Origin of the sequence: Pseudomonas sp. KBN10P06128 (assembly GCF_037574945.1) — a bacterium.
GTDB lineage: Bacteria > Pseudomonadota > Gammaproteobacteria > Pseudomonadales > Pseudomonadaceae > Pseudomonas > Pseudomonas aeruginosa.
In genome coordinates, this window is sequence record NZ_JBBELR010000001.1 from 66,724 (window position 1) to 86,418 (window position 19,695).

11 protein-coding genes are annotated in these 19,695 nt (G+C 66.7%); 7 read left to right on the forward strand and 4 right to left on the reverse strand.

Annotated elements, in window-relative coordinates; all coding sequences use genetic code 11:
- The first annotated feature begins 5 nt into the window (after positions 1-5).
- Positions 6-383: a DOPA 4,5-dioxygenase family protein gene (locus tag VQ065_RS00315; protein ID WP_003097328.1), complete on the forward strand. Its 378-nt coding sequence runs from the start codon at positions 6-8 to the stop codon at positions 381-383.
- Here the strand turns inward: VQ065_RS00315 and VQ065_RS00320 are convergent.
- The 4 genes from VQ065_RS00320 to trpB form a co-directional block, all read right to left on the reverse strand.
- A complete protein-coding gene (locus VQ065_RS00320; protein WP_003097330.1) occupies positions 362-727 on the reverse strand; it encodes an Hpt domain-containing protein in 366 nt (121 codons plus the stop codon). The genes VQ065_RS00315 and VQ065_RS00320 overlap by 22 nt on opposite strands.
- A 7-nt stretch (positions 728-734) precedes the next feature.
- The gene (locus VQ065_RS00325; protein WP_003111192.1) at positions 735-1,358 is read right to left on the reverse strand and encodes a response regulator transcription factor; all 624 of its coding nucleotides are present in this window, start codon (positions 1,356-1,358) and stop codon (positions 735-737) included.
- Between the two features lie 185 nt (positions 1,359-1,543).
- Positions 1,544-2,350, reverse strand: a complete 807-nt coding sequence (trpA, locus tag VQ065_RS00330; RefSeq protein WP_003097337.1) for a tryptophan synthase subunit alpha — start codon at positions 2,348-2,350, stop codon at positions 1,544-1,546.
- Positions 2,347-3,555, reverse strand: a complete 1,209-nt coding sequence (trpB, locus tag VQ065_RS00335) for a tryptophan synthase subunit beta (RefSeq protein WP_340080320.1) — start codon at positions 3,553-3,555, stop codon at positions 2,347-2,349. The genes trpA and trpB overlap by 4 nt, the downstream gene beginning before the upstream one ends.
- Positions 3,556-3,658: 103 nt before the next feature.
- Between trpB and trpI the strand changes: the two genes are divergently transcribed.
- From trpI to VQ065_RS00365, 6 genes are all read left to right on the forward strand, one after another.
- Entirely contained in the window at positions 3,659-4,546 is an 888-nt protein-coding gene (trpI, locus tag VQ065_RS00340) for a trpBA operon transcriptional activator TrpI (RefSeq protein WP_003097343.1), read from the forward strand.
- Positions 4,547-4,646: 100 nt separating this feature from the next.
- On the forward strand, positions 4,647-4,862 hold the full coding sequence (locus tag VQ065_RS00345; protein WP_003097345.1) for a dodecin: 216 nt from the start codon (positions 4,647-4,649) through the stop codon (positions 4,860-4,862).
- A 183-nt stretch (positions 4,863-5,045) separates the two neighbouring features.
- Complete coding sequence (locus VQ065_RS00350; RefSeq protein ID WP_003097347.1) at positions 5,046-5,273, forward strand: DUF1161 domain-containing protein; 228 nt, start codon at positions 5,046-5,048, stop codon at positions 5,271-5,273.
- Between the two features lie 297 nt (positions 5,274-5,570).
- Positions 5,571-7,259, forward strand: coding sequence for a two-partner secretion system transporter TpsB2 (gene tpsB2, locus VQ065_RS00355; RefSeq protein WP_014603455.1), 1,689 nt, complete (start codon positions 5,571-5,573; stop codon positions 7,257-7,259).
- Between the two features lie 112 nt (positions 7,260-7,371).
- Positions 7,372-18,987, forward strand: a complete 11,616-nt coding sequence (locus tag VQ065_RS00360; protein WP_034024234.1) for a two-partner secretion domain-containing protein — start codon at positions 7,372-7,374, stop codon at positions 18,985-18,987.
- Positions 18,984-19,385 carry a DUF6911 family protein gene (locus tag VQ065_RS00365; RefSeq protein ID WP_123788640.1) on the forward strand — a complete coding sequence of 134 codons (402 nt, stop codon included), beginning with the start codon at positions 18,984-18,986 and terminating at the stop codon, positions 19,383-19,385. The genes VQ065_RS00360 and VQ065_RS00365 overlap by 4 nt, the downstream gene beginning before the upstream one ends.
- The last annotated feature ends 310 nt before the right edge of the window (positions 19,386-19,695 follow it).

Consider the following 19,695-nt stretch of genomic DNA (forward strand, 5'->3'; position numbering starts at 1 on the left):
TGACGATGAACGAGTATTCCACCCCCCGCATCCAGGGCTTCCATGCTCACGTCTATTTCGATGCGCAGAGCATCGAGCGAGCCCGCGCCCTTTGCGAAGAGGCGGCGCGGCGCTTTCCGCTGAAGATGGGGCGGATCCATGAGCGGCCGGTAGGGCCGCATCCGGACTGGAGCTGCCAGCTGGCATTCGCTCCCGAGGTGTTCGGCGAGCTGGTGCCCTGGCTGGCCATCCATCGGCAGGACCTGGTGGTGTTCATCCACCCGGTCACCGGCAACGATCTGCTCGACCATCGCGACCGAGCCATCTGGATGGGAGCCATTCGCCCGCTGGACCTGTCGATCCTGGACGAAGGCCCGCAACGCTATGACTTCGCCGTGCCTTGAGGCGCGGTCATCGTCATCCAGTCGTGCAGTTCGCATTGCAGCTCGCCCAGTGCCGTCACCAGGTCGTCGACGGCATCGGCGAGCTTGCGCACGGAGCTTTCGCCGCAGGCGATCTCCAGCTGGTGGCAGGCGCGTTCCACGGCGTGGGCGTGGATCAGCGAGGCCATGCCCGCCAGGCGGTGCGCCAGCTCGTTGAGTTCCTGGGTCTGCTCGCGCTCCTGGGCGCGCCGCAGCTTGCGGGTGTCTTCGTTGTTGCTGGTCATCAGCTGCGCGACGAGCAGGCGGCTGATTTCCGGTTGGTTGGCGCGGTCGCCCAGGGCGGCGGTCAGGTCGAACGTTCGCATGGGATCCTCAGATCAGCTCGTGGCGGCGGGCGAAATCGATCAGGCCGGCCAGGGAATGGGCGTTGAGTTTCAGCATGATGCGTGACTTGTAGGTGCTCACGGTTTTCTCGCTGAGGAACAGCTGCTGGGCGATGGCCTTGTTGGTGTTGCCGTTGGCCAGGTACTGCAGCACGGTCATCTCGCGGTCGGAAAGGCTTTCCAGCATGCGGGCCTCGTTGTCGCGGCTCTGCTGGTTGATGCTGCGCAACGCCCCGGTGGGGAAGTGGATGTAGCCGGCCAGCACGGCCTTGGCGGCGAGCAGCAGCTCGGAGAGGTTTTCCCTTTTGCTGACGAAGCCCATGGCGCCGGCCTGCAGGCAGCGCGGGGCGAACTGCGCCGGATTCTGCCGGGTCAGGACCAGGACCTTGGTGTCCAGCTTCAGGGACTTCAGGCGGGCTATCACTTCGAGACCGTCGATCTTGGGGATGCCGATGTCCAGGATGGCCAGGTCGGGAGACTTCTTGCGGGCTACCTGCAGGGCTTCGGCACCGTTGTCGGCCTCGCCGACGATGGTGAAACCGTCGCGCTCGAACAGCAAGCGCACGGCCAGGCGGATAGCGGGATGATCATCGACGATCAGCACCTTACTCATGCGAACCTTCTTTGAATGCGTTGGCTATTTGGGTGAGGCGCTATTCAAGGCTTCGGCAGAGTCGGCGGACAATAAGACGTTTCTGAAAGTGACCGTGAATTTTTCCTCACGGTTCTGGCAGCGTGCAACGCAAGGCCAGGCGCAGCGGGTTGCCTGCGCCTGGCGAATGCCGCTGTCAGGGTCTGTCAGCGTGCGTTGCGCACGCCTTCGGCCAGCTCGCCGCACAGGGCGAGGACATCCTTGACCGCCTGGGCATTGTCGCGGGCCTTGGCGATCCGGTCGATCAGCGCCGAGCCGACCACCACGCCGTCGGCCAACCGCGCGACCGCGGCGGCGTGTTCGGCGCTGCGGATGCCGAAGCCGATACCGATCGGCAGGTCGGTATGCCGGCGCAGGCGCGCCACCGCTTCCTCGACGTGTTCCAGGGTCGCCGCGTTGGCGCCGGTGACGCCGGCCACCGACACGTAGTAGACAAACCCGGAACTGCCTTCGAGCACCGTCGGCAGGCGCTGGTCGCCGGTGGTCGGGGTGGTCAGGCGGATGAAGTCGAGGCCGGCGGCCTGGGCCGGGTGGCAGAGGTCTTCGTTGTGCTCCGGCGGCAGGTCGACCACGATCAGGCCGTCCACCCCCACCTCCTTCGCCTCGGCGATGAAGCGCTCGACGCCGTAGTGGTGGATCGGGTTGAAGTAGCCCATCAGCACCAGGGGTGTCTCGCTGTCGCCGCTGCGGAATTCGCGGACCATCTGCAACGTCCTGGCCAGGGTCTGGCCGCCGTCGAGGGCGCGGATGTTGGCCAACTGGATGGCCGGGCCGTCCGCCATCGGATCGGTGAACGGCATGCCCAGTTCGATCACGTCGGCTCCGGCCGCCGGCAGGCCTTTGAGGATTTCCAGGGAAGACGCGTAGTCCGGGTCGCCGGCGGTGACGAAGGTCACCAGGGCGGCGCGGTTTTCCTGCTTGAGCTGGGCGAAGCGGGTCTGCAGGCGGCTCATGCTTTCGACTCCTGTTGCATGTGGTGCATGACGGTCTGCATGTCCTTGTCGCCGCGACCGGACAGGTTCACCACCATGATGTGCTCCTTGGGCAGGCTGGGCGCACGCTTGAAGACCTCGGCCAGGGCATGGGAGCTTTCCAGTGCCGGGATGATGCCTTCGAGGCGGCAGCAGGTGTGGAAGGCCTCCAGGGCTTCGTCGTCGGTGATCGAGGTGTACTCGACGCGGCCGGTGTCGTGCAGCCAGGCGTGTTCCGGGCCGATGCCGGGATAGTCGAGGCCGGCGGAGATGGAGTGTGCGTCGATGATCTGGCCATCCGCATCCTGCAGCAGGAAGGTGCGGTTGCCGTGCAGCACGCCGGGAACCCCGCCGTTCAGGCTGGCCGCGTGCTTGCCGGTGTCGATGCCGTGGCCGGCGGCTTCCACGCCGACGATCTGCACCCCGGCGTCGTCGAGGAACGGGTGGAACAGGCCCATGGCGTTGGAGCCGCCGCCGATGCAGGCGACCAGCGAATCGGGCAGGCGCCCTTCCTTCTCGGCCAGTTGCTCGCGGGTTTCCTTGCCGATCACCGCCTGGAAGTCGCGGACCATCGCCGGGTACGGATGCGGGCCGGCGACCGTGCCGATCAGGTAGAAGGTGCTATCGACGTTGGTCACCCAATCGCGCAGCGCCTCGTTCATGGCGTCCTTCAGGGTACCGGTGCCGGCGGTCACCGGGATCACCTCGGCGCCCAGCAGCTTCATGCGGAAGACGTTGGCCTGCTGCCGGTCGGTGTCGGTGGTGCCCATGTAGATCACGCACTGCAGGCCGAAACGCGCGGCGACAGTGGCGGTGGCCACGCCGTGCATGCCGGCGCCGGTCTCGGCGATGATGCGTTTCTTGCCCATGCGCCGGGCCAGGAGGATCTGGCCGATGCAGTTGTTGATCTTGTGCGCGCCGGTATGGTTCAGCTCCTCGCGCTTGAGGTAGATCTTCGCCCCGCCGCAGTGCTCGGTCAGGCGCTCGGCGAAGTACAGCGGGCTCGGCCGACCGACGTAGTCGCGCTGGAAGTAGGCCAGTTCCTCTTGGAACGCCGGGTCGTCCTTGGCCTTCTCGTACTCGCGGGCGAGGTCGAGGATCAGCGGCATCAGGGTCTCGGCGACGTACTGGCCGCCGAAGCGGCCGAACAGGCCCTTGGCGTCGGGGCCGTTGCGATAGGAAGTCATGGAGGGCTCCAGGAAATGACGTATGGGCAGAATCTAATCCCCCCGCCGGGTAAAAGAAACCGATAAGATTGCTCAAACCCGTCAGGAAAACTCACGAATAGCCATGAGCCGCGACCTCCCTTCCCTGAATGCCCTGCGCGCTTTCGAAGCCGCTGCCCGGTTGCACAGCATCAGCCTGGCGGCCGAGGAACTGCACGTTACCCATGGCGCCGTGAGCCGGCAGGTGCGGTTGCTCGAGGACGATCTCGGGGTGGCCCTGTTCGGCAAGGATGGGCGCGGCGTAAAACTCACCGATTCCGGCGTTCGCCTGCGTGACGTCTGCGGCGATGCGTTCGAGCGACTGCGTGGCGTCTGTGCCGAGCTGCGCCGGCAGACCGCCGAGGCCCCGTTCGTCCTCGGCGTACCCGGCAGCCTGCTGGCGCGCTGGTTCATCCCGCGACTGGACCAGCTCAACCGTGCCCTCCCCGACCTGCGCCTGCAACTGTCCACCAGCGAGGGCGAGTTCGATCCGCGTCGTCCCGGCCTGGACGCCATGCTCTGGTTCGCCGAGCCGCCCTGGCCGGCGGACATGCAGGTCTTCGAACTGGCGCCCGAGCGCATGGGCCCGGTGGTCAGCCCGCGCCTGGCGCAGGAAACCGGCCTGGCCCAGGCGCCCGCCGCGCGGCTGTTGCAGGAGCCGCTGCTGCATACCGCCTCGCGACCCCAGGCCTGGCCGGCCTGGGCCGCGAGCCAGGGGCTGGCGGCGGAGGCGCTGCGCTATGGCCAGGGGTTCGAGCATCTCTACTACCTGCTGGAAGCGGCGGTGGCGGGCCTCGGCGTGGCCATCGCCCCGGAGGCGCTGGTCCGCGACGATCTCGCCGCGGGCCGCCTGGCGGCGCCCTGGGGCTTCATCGAGACCGATGCGCGCCTGGCTCTGTGGGTACCGGCGCGCCTGCACGATCCGCGTGCCGGGCGCCTGGCGCAATGGTTGCGGGAGCAGTTGGCAGGCTGAGCGCTGGCGATTTGCTGCACTTTTCCGGCTCGGCTAGTGTCCATTGAACAGAGGCGCCCGTCGGGCGCGAAGAACCAGGCATCGTCCGGGGAGAGAGTTCATGTCCAATCACCACACCTACAAGAAGATCGAACTGGTCGGCTCGTCCAAGACCAGCATCGAGGACGCCATCAACAACGCCCTCGCCGAAGCGGCGAAGAGCATCCAGCATCTGGAATGGTTCGAGGTGGTGGATACCCGCGGGCACATCGAGAACGGCGCCGTCGGCCATTACCAGGTGACCCTGAAAGTAGGGTTCCGTATCGCCAATAGCTGATGGCGCCCTGGAAACCTGTCCACGATCGCCTGCGCCCTGGAAAGGCCGCCGTGTCTTTCCGCTTCGCCGGATCATGCACAGGCTATGAGGGCGGCGTGCCTCCATGGGCGGCGCGCTCGTCTCAACCTTGCCGCATTTGGCAAGCCTGACCCGTTCGGGTCTTCATCCATGCAACGAGGGAATGTGTTCATGAAGAAGTTGATGTTGGCAGTCGGCCTGTTTGCCGTGGCGGGCAGCGCATTCGCCGCCAAGCCCTGTGAGGAACTGAAAGCCGAGATCGATGCGAAGATCAAGGCCAACGGCGTTCCGGCCTACACCCTGGAAATCGTCGACAAGGGCAGCGTCACCGACAAGAAGGTAGTCGGCACCTGCGACGGCGGCACCAAGGAAATCGTCTACCAGCGCGGCTGATGCAGCGCCTGCGACGAGCAGTATCCGGGGCCGGCTTTCCCATGGGAGCCGGCCCTTTCTTTTTTGCCGCGATGAGTACCCTGCCAACGATGGGTCTTGTTGCAGTTCGTCGAGAAAGCGTGCCATCTAACGGATTAATCCAAAAGTCTGTGTTAGGTTTTTCGGCACGCCCAGATGGCCTTGTGCCTTAATTCCGGATTGTCCGACTCATGGAAGACGGATTTCGGAATATTCCTGCTTACCCGCTGTAGCCGCTGGGCCAACATCGCGCCTTTCTGTATTTCAAGGAATGAAATCGTGGCTCTCCATCGCCTGGCCTTTATCTTCCTGTGCCTGCCGCTCATGGCCAGCGCCGCCCCCTTCACCTCCCCCGGCGACCGCGACCTGATCCGCGACCGCCAGCAGCGCCTGCTGGACGAACAGCGCAAGCGCCTGGAGGAACTCCAGCAACTGCCCGGCAAGGGAGCGCCCGCCGCTGCGGATGCCTCCGGCGACGACGAGCGCTGCTTCGAGATCCGCCGCATCGAGCTGGAAGGCGCCGGGCACCTCGACGAAAGCGCGCGTCGCCAGTTGCTGGCGCCCTACCAGGGGCGCTGCCTGGGCGTCGGCCAGCTCAATGCGCTGCTCAAGGCCGTCACCGACCATTACCTGGATCGCGGCTACGTTACCACCCGCGCCTACCTGCCACAGCAGGACCTGGCCTCCGGGACCCTGCGTATCATCGTCGTCGAAGGCCGCCTGGAGGGCCTGGACAGCTCCGCGCTGGCCAGCCCGCGCGAACTGGCGATGAGCTTTCCGGGCAGGACCGGCGAGCTGCTCGACCTGCGCGAACTGGAGCAACTGGTCGACCAGTTGAGCCGCCTGCCGTCGCGCCAGGCGCAACTGGAGCTGGTGCCCGGCAGCGAGGTCGGCGGCAGTCGGGTGCGTCTCAAGGGCGAGCGCGACAAGCCCTGGCGGGTCTCCGCCACGCGCAACAACGACGGCGACGTCAGCACCGGCGAGCAGCAGATGGGCCTGGGCCTGGACTGGGACAGCCCGCTGGGCCTGGCCGACCAGCTCAACCTGCGCGCCAACCGCGACGCGGTGACCGACCGCTGGCGCCATTCCGACAGCCAGAGCCTGTTCTACAGCCTGCCCTGGGGCTGGTGGACTTTCACCTACGGCTACAGCCAGAGCGACTACCGCACGCGCAACGAGGCCAGCGGCTTCCCCTTCAAGCTCGATGGCGACAGCCGCAGCCACCAGTTCCGCGCCGAACGCGTGCTGCACCGCGACGGTGTGAGCAAGACCGCCATGAGCCTGGGGCTCAGCCACCAGCGCACCAACAACTATGTCGAAGACACCCGCCTGGAAGACCAGAGCACGCGGATCACCGAGACCCAGCTCGGCTTCAACCATGGCCGGCGGATCGGCAGCGGTTTCGTCAACCTCGACCTCGGCTGGCAGCAGGGCATCGGCGCCCTTGGCGCGCAGGGTCGCGGCCACCCGCAGGCGGGCGATCCGAATGCGCGCTACGACAAGTACAGCCTGACCCTCAGCTACCTGCAGCCGTTCCAGCTATGGGGCGAGCGCTTCAGCTTCGACAGCCTGGCCACCGGGCAAAGGAGCGAGGACGTGCTGTTCAGCCCGCAGCGCATCAGCCTCGGCGGCAACAGCTCGGTGCGCGGCTTCAAGGACCAGACCCTGACCGGCGACAGCGGCGGCTACTGGCGCAACCAGTTGCGCTGGCGGCGTGCGGTGGAATGGGCGCCGCTGCGGCCCTGGCTGCAGGAATACGGCGTGGCCTTCGCCTACGACGTCGGCGTGATCCGCCACGACCGCTACAACGACGGCGCCAGCGGGCGCATGAGCGGCAACGCCATCGAACTGGATGCCCGCGGCCGCTATTTCGCCGCCAGCGTCGGCTTCGCCCGCTCGCTGGAGCGGCCCAGCGCCATCGAGCGGCGCGAGCACCCGATCTATTTCCGGGTCGACGCGTTCTTCTGAAGACGCGGCGACCTCCTGAACGCTTTAGGAAAGCGCCTACCTGCATCGAGGCCCTTTCCTTGGAAAACCTTGCTTAACCTCGCCGGGCCCCTACCCGCCAAGGAGTAACGATATGGACATCCGCAGCCCGCTGAACCAGTGCATCGCCCTGTCCCTGGCCGGCATCCTGTTCCTCAACCCGATCGTTGCCGCGGCGGCGGGGCTGGCGCTGGACAAGGCCGCCGGCGGCAACACCGGCCTGGGCCAGGCGGGCAACGGCGTGCCCATCGTCAATATCGCCACGCCCAACGGCGCCGGGCTGTCGAACAACCATTTCCGCGACTACAACGTCGGCGCCAACGGGCTGATCCTCAACAACGCCACCGGCAAGACCCAGGGTACCCAGCTCGGCGGGATCATCCTCGGCAACCCCAACCTCAAGGGCCAGGCGGCGCAGGTGATCCTCAACCAGGTCACTGGCGGCAACCGCAGCACCCTGGCCGGCTACACCGAGGTGGCCGGGCAGTCGGCGCGGGTGATCGTCGCCAACCCGCACGGCATCACCTGCCAGGGCTGCGGCTTCATCAACACGCCGCGCGCGACCCTCACCACCGGCAAGCCGATCATGGACGGCCAGCGCCTGGAGCGCTTCCAGGTGGATGGCGGCGACATCGTCGTCGAAGGCGCCGAACTGAACGTCGGCAACCTCGAACAGTTCGACCTGATCACCCGCAGCGCCAAGCTCAACGCCAAGCTCTACGCGAAGAACCTCAACATCGTCACCGGCCGCAACGACGTCCAGGCCGACAGCCTGCAGGCCACGCCGCGCGCCGCCGATGGCAGCGAGAAGCCACAGCTGGCGATCGACAGCTCGGCGCTGGGCGGGATGTACGCCGGGGCGATCCGCCTGGTCGGCACCGAGCAGGGCGTGGGGGTGAAGCTGGCCGGCGACATGGCCGCCAGCGGCGGCGACATCCGCATCGACGCCAGCGGCAAGCTGAGCCTGGCCCAGGCCTCCAGCCAGGGCGACCTGAAGATCGCGGCCCAGGCCGTGGAGCTGAACGGCAAGACCTACGCCGGTGGCAGCGCCGAGATCCGCAGCGCGGAGGAACTGGTCAACCGGCAGAGCCTGGCGGCGCGCGAACGCATCGCGCTGGAGGCGGCGCATATCGACAACGCCGGGGTGATCGAAGCCGGCGTCGAGCCAGACGAGCGGCGCAACGCGCGCGGCGACCTCGAGCTGCGCAGCGGCACCCTGCGCAACGCCGGCAGCCTGGTGGCCAGCCGCGCGCTGGAAGCGAAGGCGAGCCAGGCGCTGGACAACCAGGGCGGCAGCCTGAAGGGGGCGACCGTCCGGGTCGACGGCGGGCACCTGGACAACCGTGGCGGCAAGCTGCTCGCCGAGGGCGAACTGCGGGTCGAGGCGAGCAGCCTGGACAACCGCCAGGACGGCCTGTTGCAGAGCCGGGACCGCGCCGTGGTCAAGACCCGTGGCGATCTCGACAACCGTGGCGGCCAGGTGATCGGCCTGAACGACCTGGAGGTCGGCGCGGCGACGCTCGACAACGGCCAGCAAGGCCTGCTCGGCAGCCAGCAGTCCACCCGCGTCAGCGCCCAGGCGCTGGTCAACCGGGGGGACGGCGAAGTCTCCGGCAAGCGCGTCGAGGCCCGCGTCGGTAGCCTCGACAATCGCGGCGGCAAGCTGATCGGCGACGACCTGCTGGTGGTCGCCAGCGGTGCCATCGACAACCGCCTCGGCTTGTTCTCCGCAGCCAACCGCCTCGACCTGCGGGCGCGCAGCCTGGACAACAGCGGCAAGGGCACGCTGAGCAGCCGGGGCGGCCTGGAGGTCAGCCTCGGCGGCCTGCTGGACAACCGCGATGAAGGCAACCTGCTCAGCCAGGGCGCGCAGCGCGTGACGGTGGGGCAACTGGACAACCGCGCCGGCGGCCTGCTGTCGAGCCGCAGCGAGTTGAACGTCCACGGCGCCAGCCTGGACAACCGTGGCGGCGTGCTGGTGGCCGACGCCGGCCTGAGCGCCACGGGAGGCGCCTTCGACAACCGCGACGGCGGCAGCGCCAGCGGCAAGGCTGGCGTGCGCGTGGAGGTCGCCAGCCTGCGCAACGACCAGGGTGGCAAGCTGCTCAGCGATGGCCGCCTGGACCTCGCAGCGAACGCCGTCGGCAACGCCGGAGGGCGTATCGCCGCCAAGGGCGACCTGCAGGCGACGCTTGGCAGCCTGGCCCAGCAAGGTGGCGAACTGGTCAGCGAAAAGACCCTGAAGGTCGCGGCCGACACGCTCGACAACAGCCAGTCCGGGCTGATCGCCGCGAATGGCGGCATCGCTATCGAGGCGCGGCAGGTCGACAACCGCGCCGGCGAGATTTCCAGCACCTCGAAGGTCGCCGTGAACGCCCGCGAGCAACTGGACAACCGCGGCGGCAAGGTCATCGGCGACAGCGGCCTGCGCCTCACCGTGCAGCGCCTGCTGAACCAGGCCAAGGGGGTGCTGGCCGGGCGCGACGGCCTGAGCCTGGACGGCGGCGAACTGTTCAACGGCGACGGCGGTCGGCTCGACAGCCAGAACAGCCTGAGCGTGAGCCTCGGCGGCGTGCTGGACAACCAGGGCGGCGCGCTGGTCAGCGAAGGCAGCCTGACGGCGCGCGCCGCGCGCCTGGACAACCGTGGCGGAACCTTCTCCAGCGCCGGTGCGCTGGCGCTGACCAGCCAGGCCGCGCTGGACAACCAGGGCGGCAGGCTGCTCAGCGATGCCGGCGTGACGCTGAAGGGCGCCAGCCTCGACAACAGCCGTTCCGGCGTGATCAGCGCCAAGGGCGCGGTGGATATCCGCACCGGCGTGCTGGACAACAGCCGCAACGGCGGCATCGGCAGCAACGCCGGCATCACCCTGGTGGCCGCCCGACTGGACAACGGCCAGCAGGGCCGGGTCAGCGCCAAGGGTTTGCTCGACGCCAACCTGAAAGGCCTCGACCAGCGCGGAGGCGGTGTCCTGGTCAGCGAAACCGGCGTCACCCTCGACCTCAATGGCGGCACGCTGGTCAACCGCGACGGCGGCCTGATCGCCACGCCCGGCGCGCTGCTGCTGCGCCAGCTCGGCGCGGTGGACAACGGCGCCGGCGGGGAAATCTCCAGCGACCGCGCCTTCACCCTCGCCGCCGCCAGCCTGGACAACCGTGGCGGGCGTCTGATCGGCGCCGACAGCCTGACCCTGCGCATCGCCCAGGCCCTGGACAACAGCCTGGGCGGGGTGATCTCCGGCGCCGCCGGCCTGGACATCGCGGCCGCTCGCCTGGACAACAGCGCCAAGGGCACCCTGGCCAGCCGCGCCGGCATCGACCTGCGCGTCGATGGCGCGCTGGACAACCACGCCGAAGGCACCGTCTCCGGCGCCCGCCTGACGCTCGCCAGCGCCTCGCTGGACAACAGCGGCAAGGGCCTGCTCTCCGGCAACGCCGGCCTGAGCGTCGTCACTGGCGCGCTGGACAACGCCGAGGGTGGCCAGTTGATCAGCCAGGGCGTGCTGGACGTCAGCAGCGCCGACCTCGACAACCGTGGCGGCGCTCTCAGTGGCAAGCAGTCGCTGCGCCTGAGCGCCGCCAACCTGGACAACCGTGGCGGCCTGCTCACCAGCGACGGCGAACTGGAACTGACGGCAGGGCGCGTCGATTCCGCCGACGGCGGCGAAATCTCCGCCCGGGGCGACCTGCGCCTGACGGTCGAGCGCCTGGTGCAACGCCAGGGCCGGCTGATCGGCGAGCGCGGCGTCAGTCTCGACCTGCGGGGCGGCGACCTGGACAACCAGGGCGGCCTGATCAGTGCCCGCGGCCCGCTGAGCATCGAGAGGCTGAACGTCCTCGACAACCGCCAGGGCGGCGAGATTTCCAGCCAGCAGGGCTTCGAGCTGCTGGCCAGGCGCATCGACAACGGCCAGCAGGGGCGCATCATCAGCGCCGGGAAACTGCGCCTGGACGCCGACGCGCTGGGCAACGCCGGCGCCGGCCTGCTCTCCGGATGGCAGGGCCTGACGGTGACAGGCGGGAGCCTGGACAACAGCGCCGGCGGCACCCTTTCGAGCAAGGACGGCGAGCTGGCCATCAGCCTCGGCGGCGCGTTGGACAACCACGGCCAGGGCGCGCTGGTCAGCAAGGGCGCGCAACGGATCGACGCCGCCAGCCTGGATAACGCCCAGGGCATCGTCTCCGGCGAAAGCGACGTGACCCTGAGCATCGCCGGGAAGCTGGACAACGGCCAGGGCGGCCTGGTCTCGGCGCAGCGCGCGCTGAGCTTCGAGCGCGACGATACGCTGCTGAACAACGCCGGCGGCCGGATCAACGGCGGCAGCCTGCTGCTCAAGGGCGCCAGCCTGGATAACAGCGACGGCCAGTTGATCAGCCAGGGCCGGCTCGACGCCATCCTCGGCGGCGCCCTGGTCAACACCGGCGCGGCGCGCCTGGCCAGCGGCGGCGACCTGCTGCTGCGCAGCGCCAGCGTCGACAACCGCGGCGGCAAGCTGGTCAGCCAGGGGCTGCTGGAGATCAGCGCCGGCAGCCTCGACAACAGCGCCTCCGGCACCCTCGCCGGCCAGGCCGACATGAGCCTGCGCCTGGGCGGCGGCGCCCTGCGCAACCAGCAGGACGGCCTGATCTTCAGCCAGGCCGGCGCCCTCGAGGTGCAGGCCGGCAGCCTGGACAACCGCCAGGGCACGCTCCAGGCCCAGGGCGACAACCGGCTGCGTATCGGCGGCGCGCTGGACAACCAGGGCGGCCGCCTGGACAGCCGGGCCGGCAACCTCGACCTGCAGAGCGGCAGCCTCGACAACGGCGCCGGCGGCGTGCTCAACAGCGCCAAGGGTTGGCTGAAGCTGGTCACCGGGTTGTTCGACAACAGCGCCGGCGTTACCCAGGCGCAGTCGCTGGAGATTCGCGCCGGGCAAGGCGTACGCAACCAGCAGGGCCATCTCTCGGCGCTGGGCGGCGACAACCGCATCGTCACCGCCGACTTCGACAACCAGGGCGGCGGCCTCTACGCCAGCGGCCTGCTCAGTCTCGACGGCCAGCGCTTCCTCAACCAGGGCGCGGCGGCGGGCCAGGGCGGCAAGGTCGGCGCCGGGCGCATCGACTTCAGCCTGGCCGGCGCGCTGGCCAACCGCTTCGGCCAGTTGGAAAGCGAGAGCGAGCTGCAGCTGCGCGCCGCCGCGATCGACAACAGCGGCGGCAGCCTGCGCGCCCTTGGCCGCAGCGGCAGCACGCGGCTGGTCGCTGGCGGCCTGAACAACGCCTACGGCGTGCTGGAAAGCGCCAACCAGGACCTCGACCTGCAACTGGGCAGCCTGGCCAACGCCGGTGGGCGCATCCTCCACACCGGCAACGGCACCTTCGGCCTGGATTCCGGGCAGGTGATCCGCGCCGGCGGCGAACTGACCACCAATGGCCTGCTGGACATCCGCGCCAGCGAATGGACCAACAGCAGCGTGCTGCAAGCCGGACGGCTGAACCTGGACATCGGCACCTTCCGCCAGACGGCCGACGGCAAGCTGCTGGCGGTGCAGTCCTTCACTGGCCGCGGCGGCGACTGGAGCAACGACGGCCTGCTGGCCAGCGACGGCAGCTTGCGACTCGACCTGAGCGGCGGCTACCGTGGCAACGGCCGCGCCACCAGCCTCGGCGACTTCGCCCTGAACGCCGCCAGCCTCGACCTCGGCAATGCCGCCAGCCTCGCCGGCGGCGCCAATGTCACGCTTGGCGCCGGCAACCTGCTGGTCAACCGTGGGCGGATCACCGCCGCCGGCGACCTCGTGGCCAGCGCCGCGAGCCTGAACAACTACGGCACCCTGGGCGGCGGCGGCAACCTGCGATTGAACGCGCCCGCCCTGCTCAACGAGCGCGGGTTGCTGTTCAGTGGCGCCGACATGACCCTGCGCGCCGGCGACATCACCAACCTCTACGGGGATGTGTACAGCCTCGGCAGGCTGGATATCGCCCGCGACGATGCCGGCAACCGTGCCGCCAGCCTGCGCAACCTTTCCGGGGTGATCGAGAGCGGCAAGGACTTCAGCCTGCGTGCCAGCCTGATCGAGAACCGTCGCGCCGTGCTGGAAAGCAAGTCGGGCCTGTACACCGCGAAGATGGAGCAGACCGCCTGCATCGAAGGCGTCAACGCGGGCGACTGCAGCGGCAAGCGCAACGCCATCTGGACCATCACCCAGCGCGACAAGACCGAGGTCACCGCCAGCAGCGCCATGGGGCAACTGCTGGCCGGAGGCGACTTCGCCATCGACGGCGGCACCCTGAACAACCTTTCCAGCCTGATCGGCAGCGGCGGCAACCTCACCGCCAACCTCGAAGTCCTCGACAACCAGGGCCTGGAAACCGGCGAGCTGGAAACCATCCGCGTGCTGCGTACCGCTCGCGGCGGCGATATCGGCGGCATCGACCAGAAGTCGCGCAACTTCACCAACCTCTACTGGTACCAGAGCGCCAATTTCGACCCGGCGCGCGCGGGCGAGATCCCCGCCGCGCTCAACGCGATCCTCAGCGACTGGTCCTTCGAGTACGAATTCCCGAGCAAGGGGCCGACCCCGATCAGCAGTGGCGACCAGTCCTACGCAGCGGTGATCCAGGCCGCCGGCGACGTCACGGTCAATGCCAGCACGCGCATCGACAACGGCGTCACCCGCCCCGGCTACACCTTCGTCGGCAGCGGCCGCCAGGTGGGCGACAGCGCGGTGGGCGGCAGCGGGGTTTCGGTGGTCGTGCCGCTGACCTCGCAACTGCCGCCCGACCTGGCGCGGCGCCAGGTCAACCCGGTTACCCTGCCCGGCTTCAGCCTGCCCCAGGGCGACAACGGCCTGTTCCGTCTCAGCTCGCGCTTCGCCGAGGACGGCAATGGCAGCGCCGCGCTCGGTGCCGGCGCCGACCGCACCCAGGGCGGTAGCGGCGTCTCGGTCGGCCAGCAAGGCGCCGGCAACGTCGCCGGTACCTGGCAGGGCCAGGGCGTGCGAGTCGATGGCCTGGCTGGCGCGGCCAACGTCCAGGGTCAGGGCGGCAGCGCGCTCGGCGGTAGCCTGCCGGGCGTCGCCCGGGTCCAGGGCGTGCCCGGCAACGCCACGCCGAGCGCCAGCCACAAGTACCTGATCGAGACCAACCCGGCGCTCACCGAACTGAAGCAGTTCCTCAACTCGGACTACTTGCTCAGCGGCCTGGGCATGAACCCGGACGATAGCAAGAAGCGCCTCGGTGACGGTCTCTACGAGCAGCGGCTGATCCGCGACGCGGTGGTGGCGCGCACCGGCCAGCGCTACATCGACGGGCTGAGCAGCGACGAGGCTCTGTTCCGCTACCTGATGGACAACGCCATCGCTTACAAGGACAAGCTCCAGCTGCAACTGGGCGTAGGTTTGAGCGCGGAGCAGATGGCGGCGCTGACCCACGACATCGTGTGGCTGGAAGAGGTCGAGGTGAACGGCGAGAAGGTCCTCGCGCCGGTGGTCTACCTGGCCCAGGCGGAGGGTCGGCTGGCGCCCAGCGGTGCGCTGATCCAGGGCCGCGACGTGAAGCTGGTGAGCGGCGGCGACCTGCATAACGTCGGCACCCTGCGCGCGCGGAACGACCTCTCGGCGACAGCCGACAACCTCGACAACAGCGGCCTGATCGAGGCCGGCAAGCGCCTCGACCTGCTCGCCGGCGACTCGATCCGCAACCGCCAGGGCGGGGTCATCGCCGGGCGCGACGTGAGCCTCACCGCGCTGACCGGCGACGTGATCAACGAACGCAGCGTGACCCGCTACGACAGCGCGCTCGACGGCCGCACCTGGGAGCGCAGCTTCGCCGACAGCGCCGCGCGGGTGGAGGCGGCGAACAGCCTGAACGTCCAGGCCGGACGCGACATCGCCAACCTCGGCGGGGTGCTGCAGAGCCGCGGCGACCTCAGCCTCGACGCCGGACGCGACGTCACCGTCGCCGCCATCGAGGATCGCCAGGGCCAGACCCGCTGGAACACGTCGCGGCTACAGAGCGTGACCCAGCTCGGCGCCGAAGTCAGCGCCGGGCGGGACCTGAACGTCAGCGCCGGGCGCGACCTCAGCGCAGTGGCCAGCGCCCTCGAAGCGCGCCGCGACATCGCCCTCTCCGCCGGGCGCGACGTGACCCTGGCGGCGGCGGCGAACGAGGAGCACAGCTTCGCCACCGGCAAGAAGGTGACGGCGAAGAACGATCGGGTGGAACACCAATCGACCGTGGTCAGCGCCGGCGGCGATCTCAGCGTGCAAGGCGGCAATGACGTGACCTTCGTTGCCAGTCAGGCGAAGGCCAGCAACGAGGCCTATTTGTACGCCGGCAACGACCTCAATCTGCTGGCGGCTCACGACGAAAGCTATTCCTACTACGCGAAGAAGAAAAAAGGCTCGTTCGGGCGCAGCAGTAGCCGGATGAGCGAGAGCGAAACCAGTACCGTGGTGTCGTCGTCGATCCAGGCGGGACAAGGGGCGGAACTGGTCGCTAAGCGTGACGTCAACGTCGAGGCCTCTTCCGCCTCCAGCATGAAGGGCGAGCTGACGGTCGTGGCGGGGCGCGACGTGAACCTCACGGCAGCTGCGAACAGCTACTCCAGCGCGTCCGCGAAATCCAAGTCCGGAGGCCTGGGGCTGTCATCCACCAGCAAGGCCAACGCCCAGTCCTCTTCCTACACCAGCGTTCAGGGCGCCACGTTGAGTGGCGATACCACCGTGGTGCAGGCGAGAAGGGACATCTCGGTGGCCGCCAGCAATGTGGTTTCTACCGGGAAGACTGCGCTGCGTGCCGGCAACGACATCATCATCGACAGCGTGGCGGAGACGTCGGAGTCGCATCGCAGCGAGTCGAAGAAGAAGTCCGGCCTGATGAGTTCCGGAGGGATCGGCATCACGCTCGGCACGGCGAAGAATGCCTCGACGCAGGACACCCGTACCGTCGTCAACCAGGGCAGCACCATCGGCAGTGTGCTCGGCGATGTCGACATGCGGGCGGGCAAGAACCTGTCTATCACGGCTTCGGATGTGGTGGCCGGCAAGGACATCAACCTCGTCGGGCAGAACGTGAGCATTCTCGCTGCCGACAACCAGAACGTCAGCGAGCAGACCCGCAAGACCAGCAAGAGCGGCTTGACGCTGGCCTTGTCGGGAACGGTCGGTAGCGCAATCGACGCCACCTACCAGAATGCCAAGCAGGCCAGGAACGAAGACGACAGTCGCCTTTCCGCGTTGCAGGGGATCAAGGCCGGCTTGAGCGGCGTCCAGGCCTGGCAGGCAGCTCAGCAGAACGGCGGCATGACGGGCGAGAACAGCGCGCAGTTCGTCGGCATCAGCGCTTCGCTGGGCTCGCAGAAGTCCAGCTCTCGGCAGCGCCAGGAGCAGCAGATCAGCCAGGGAAGCACGCTCACCGCCGGTGGCAACCTGAACATTATCGCCACGGGTTCCGGGGCTGTCGGCGAAGACGGCGACTTGCGCGTGCAAGGCAGCAAGCTGCAGGCTGGCAAGGACCTCCAACTGATCGCCAACCGCGACGTCGTGCTGGAAGCCGCGGCCAATACGCAGAAGCTCGATGGCAAGAACAAGAGCAGCGGCGGCGCTGTCGGGGTAAGCGTCGGCGTTGGTTCGGGCGAGGCTGGCATCAGCATTTTCGCCAACGCCAACAAGGGCGCCGGCAAGGAAATCGGCAACGGCACCACCTGGACCGAAACCACCCTGGACGCGGGCCAGAAGGCCAGCTTGGTCAGCGGGCGCGACACCACGCTGAAAGGGGCGCAGGTCAATGGTGAAAGCATCCTGGCGAAAGTGGGTCGTGACCTTACCCTGCAAAGCCTGCAGGATCGCGATTACTACGATTCCAAGCAGAAGAACGTCGGTGGTGGGGCGAGTTTGGCTATCGTTGGCCAGGGTGGCGGCGCCAACTTGAGTCTCAGCCAGAGCAAGCTGCATTCGAAGTACGACAGCGTGCAGGAGCAGACCGGGCTGTTCGCCGGCAAGGGCGGCTTCCAGGTGGAGGTGGGCAAGCACACGCAGCTGGATGGCAGCGTGATCGCCAGCACCGCCGAAGCCGAGAAGAATCGCCTGAGCACAGGCTCCCTGGGCTGGAGCGAGATCCGTAACAAGGCCGAGTACAAGAGCCAACTTCAGAGTGTCAGTGTCAGCAGCGCCAACGATGGCGCCGGTGCGTTCGTCAGCAACATGCCTAGCGGCATGCTCATTGCCTACAACCACGGCGATAGTGCCAGCGGTACCACGGGTTCGGCGATATCCGAAGGCACCCTGGAGGTTCGCGATCCGGCGCGCCAGCAACAGGATGTGGCGACGCTCAGCCGTGACCCGAGCCGCGCCAACGATAGCGTCAGTCCGATCTTCGACAAGGAGAAAGAGCAGAAGCGTCTGCAGCAGGTCCAACTGATCGGCGAGATCGGCACCCAGGCCATGGATATCCTGCGGACGCAGGGCCAACTCGACGCCGACAAGGCGGCGCGGGCCGAACTGGAAGCGCGGGGTATCTCCGCGCCGGACGCCGGCGCCAGCGAGCGGCAAGTCGAGGACTACCGCAAAGCGCTTCTGGGCACGAATGCCTACCAGGACATCATGGGCAAGTACGGCACCGGAGGCGACTACCAGAAGGCCGCCCAGGCGGTGACCGCAGCCTTGCAAGGGCTGGCCGGCGGCGACATTGGCTCGGCGTTGGCGGGAGCTTCCTCGCCCTATGTGGCGGGCGTGATCAAGCAGGTGGCAGGCGACAATGACACGGCGCGGATCATGGCCCACGCGGTTCTTGGCGCGGTGGTTGCGCAGGCCCAGGGCAATTCGGCTGCTGCGGGGGGCGCAGGAGCGGCGGGGAGCGAACTGGCGGCGCAGGTGATCAGCGAGCGACTGTACGGAACCCGTGATAGCGCGACGCTGAACGAAGCGCAGAAGCAGACCATCACCGCGCTGGCCAGCCTGGCCGGCGGATTGGCAGGCTCCGTTGTCGATGGGAGCAGCGGAGGAGCCATTGCCGGGGCCGCAGGCGGGAAGAATGCAACGGAAAACAACTTCCTTGGCGGCGGAACTCCGCCGGGCTTGATCAGCTACGGTCAAGCAGCGAGTTCCTTGACCGAGTACATGCGCAAGAACGGCGCGACAGCCGAGGAGATCACCCAGGCGCAACGTGATCTGGCCCAGGGACAGGGCTTCGATGGCGTACAGCCAGCGAATGAGTTCATCAAGGCCTGGGGCGAGGCCATGGTTGCGGAAGCTGCCGGCCTTGGGATTGTTGCGGGGTTGGGTAGATTTGGGTTGTGGGGTGCAAAGGGAGCGACTCCTGTTGTAACTGCTGAGGGGCGAATCGGTAACTCAGTATTTACGGATGTTAACCAGACGGCTAGACCAGCAGCCCAGGCGAATCCCAACCAACCGACCTTGATTGCCGATCGAGTGGACGCAAAGATAGCGGCTAAGGGGACGCCTCATCCGAATGGGAATATGGCGGATGCTCATGCAGAGATTGGCGTTATTCAGAAGGCATTTAATGAAGGTAAAACGGTAGGCTCCGATATGACCATGAACGTAGTAGGTAAGGATGTTTGTGGATACTGCAGAGGTGATATTGCTGCGGCAGCTAGCAAGTCTGGTTTGAAATCTTTAACTATTCAAGCCAAGGATGATATTACAGGTTTGCCGAAGACGTATTACTGGGAGGTAGGAATGAAGTCAATTAGAGAGAAAAAAATATGATTGTTCTTGGTGGGTATTTGATTGCTCCTGGGGCTAAAAGAACTCAATTTCCGGTGATGTCTGATCCTGACGAAGAAGAAGTTCTGGAAGCGCTTTCTAAACTTCGCCACAGTTCGGGGGTGTTGGTTCTAAGAGTTAAGCCGGAACCTGAGATTGGCGCTTATGAAGTGGCGCTTCATGCAGAGAATGGACGATTTATAGTTATGCTTAGCCAGCATGCTGAAGATGGTGAGCATGAGGTTTTCACGTTAAGAGGGGCTGGTGAAGGTAATGGATTTACTTATATTTTAGGCGAGGCATATCCTATGGCGGCAGTGACAGAAAATTTTGGGTTGATATGTAATTGTTTCAAAAAATTTTTGCTAGAGAGGAAAGTGTCTTCTGATGTGTGGGTTTAATGTTTCAACGTAAATGAAATAATAAAGGGAATAAAGGGAATAAAGGGAATAAAGGGAATAAAGGGAATGGGTTTATTTCCCCTACTCTAATTTTCTAAGCAGGGAGGCTCCAGCGCAGACGCCGTAAGGAGGCTCCGCGATGCCTAGGTAAGGGCGCATGGTTTAGCGAGTTATCCGCTTTGAGTGTTTCAGCGTGGGGGCAGTCGCTGAAATTAGAGTGGTAAAAATAAATCTGTCCCCTTTTTTTGTCGTCCCCTTTTTTTGTCCTTTTTTTCAAAGACTACGGTTTATCCGAAATTATAGGTGAAAG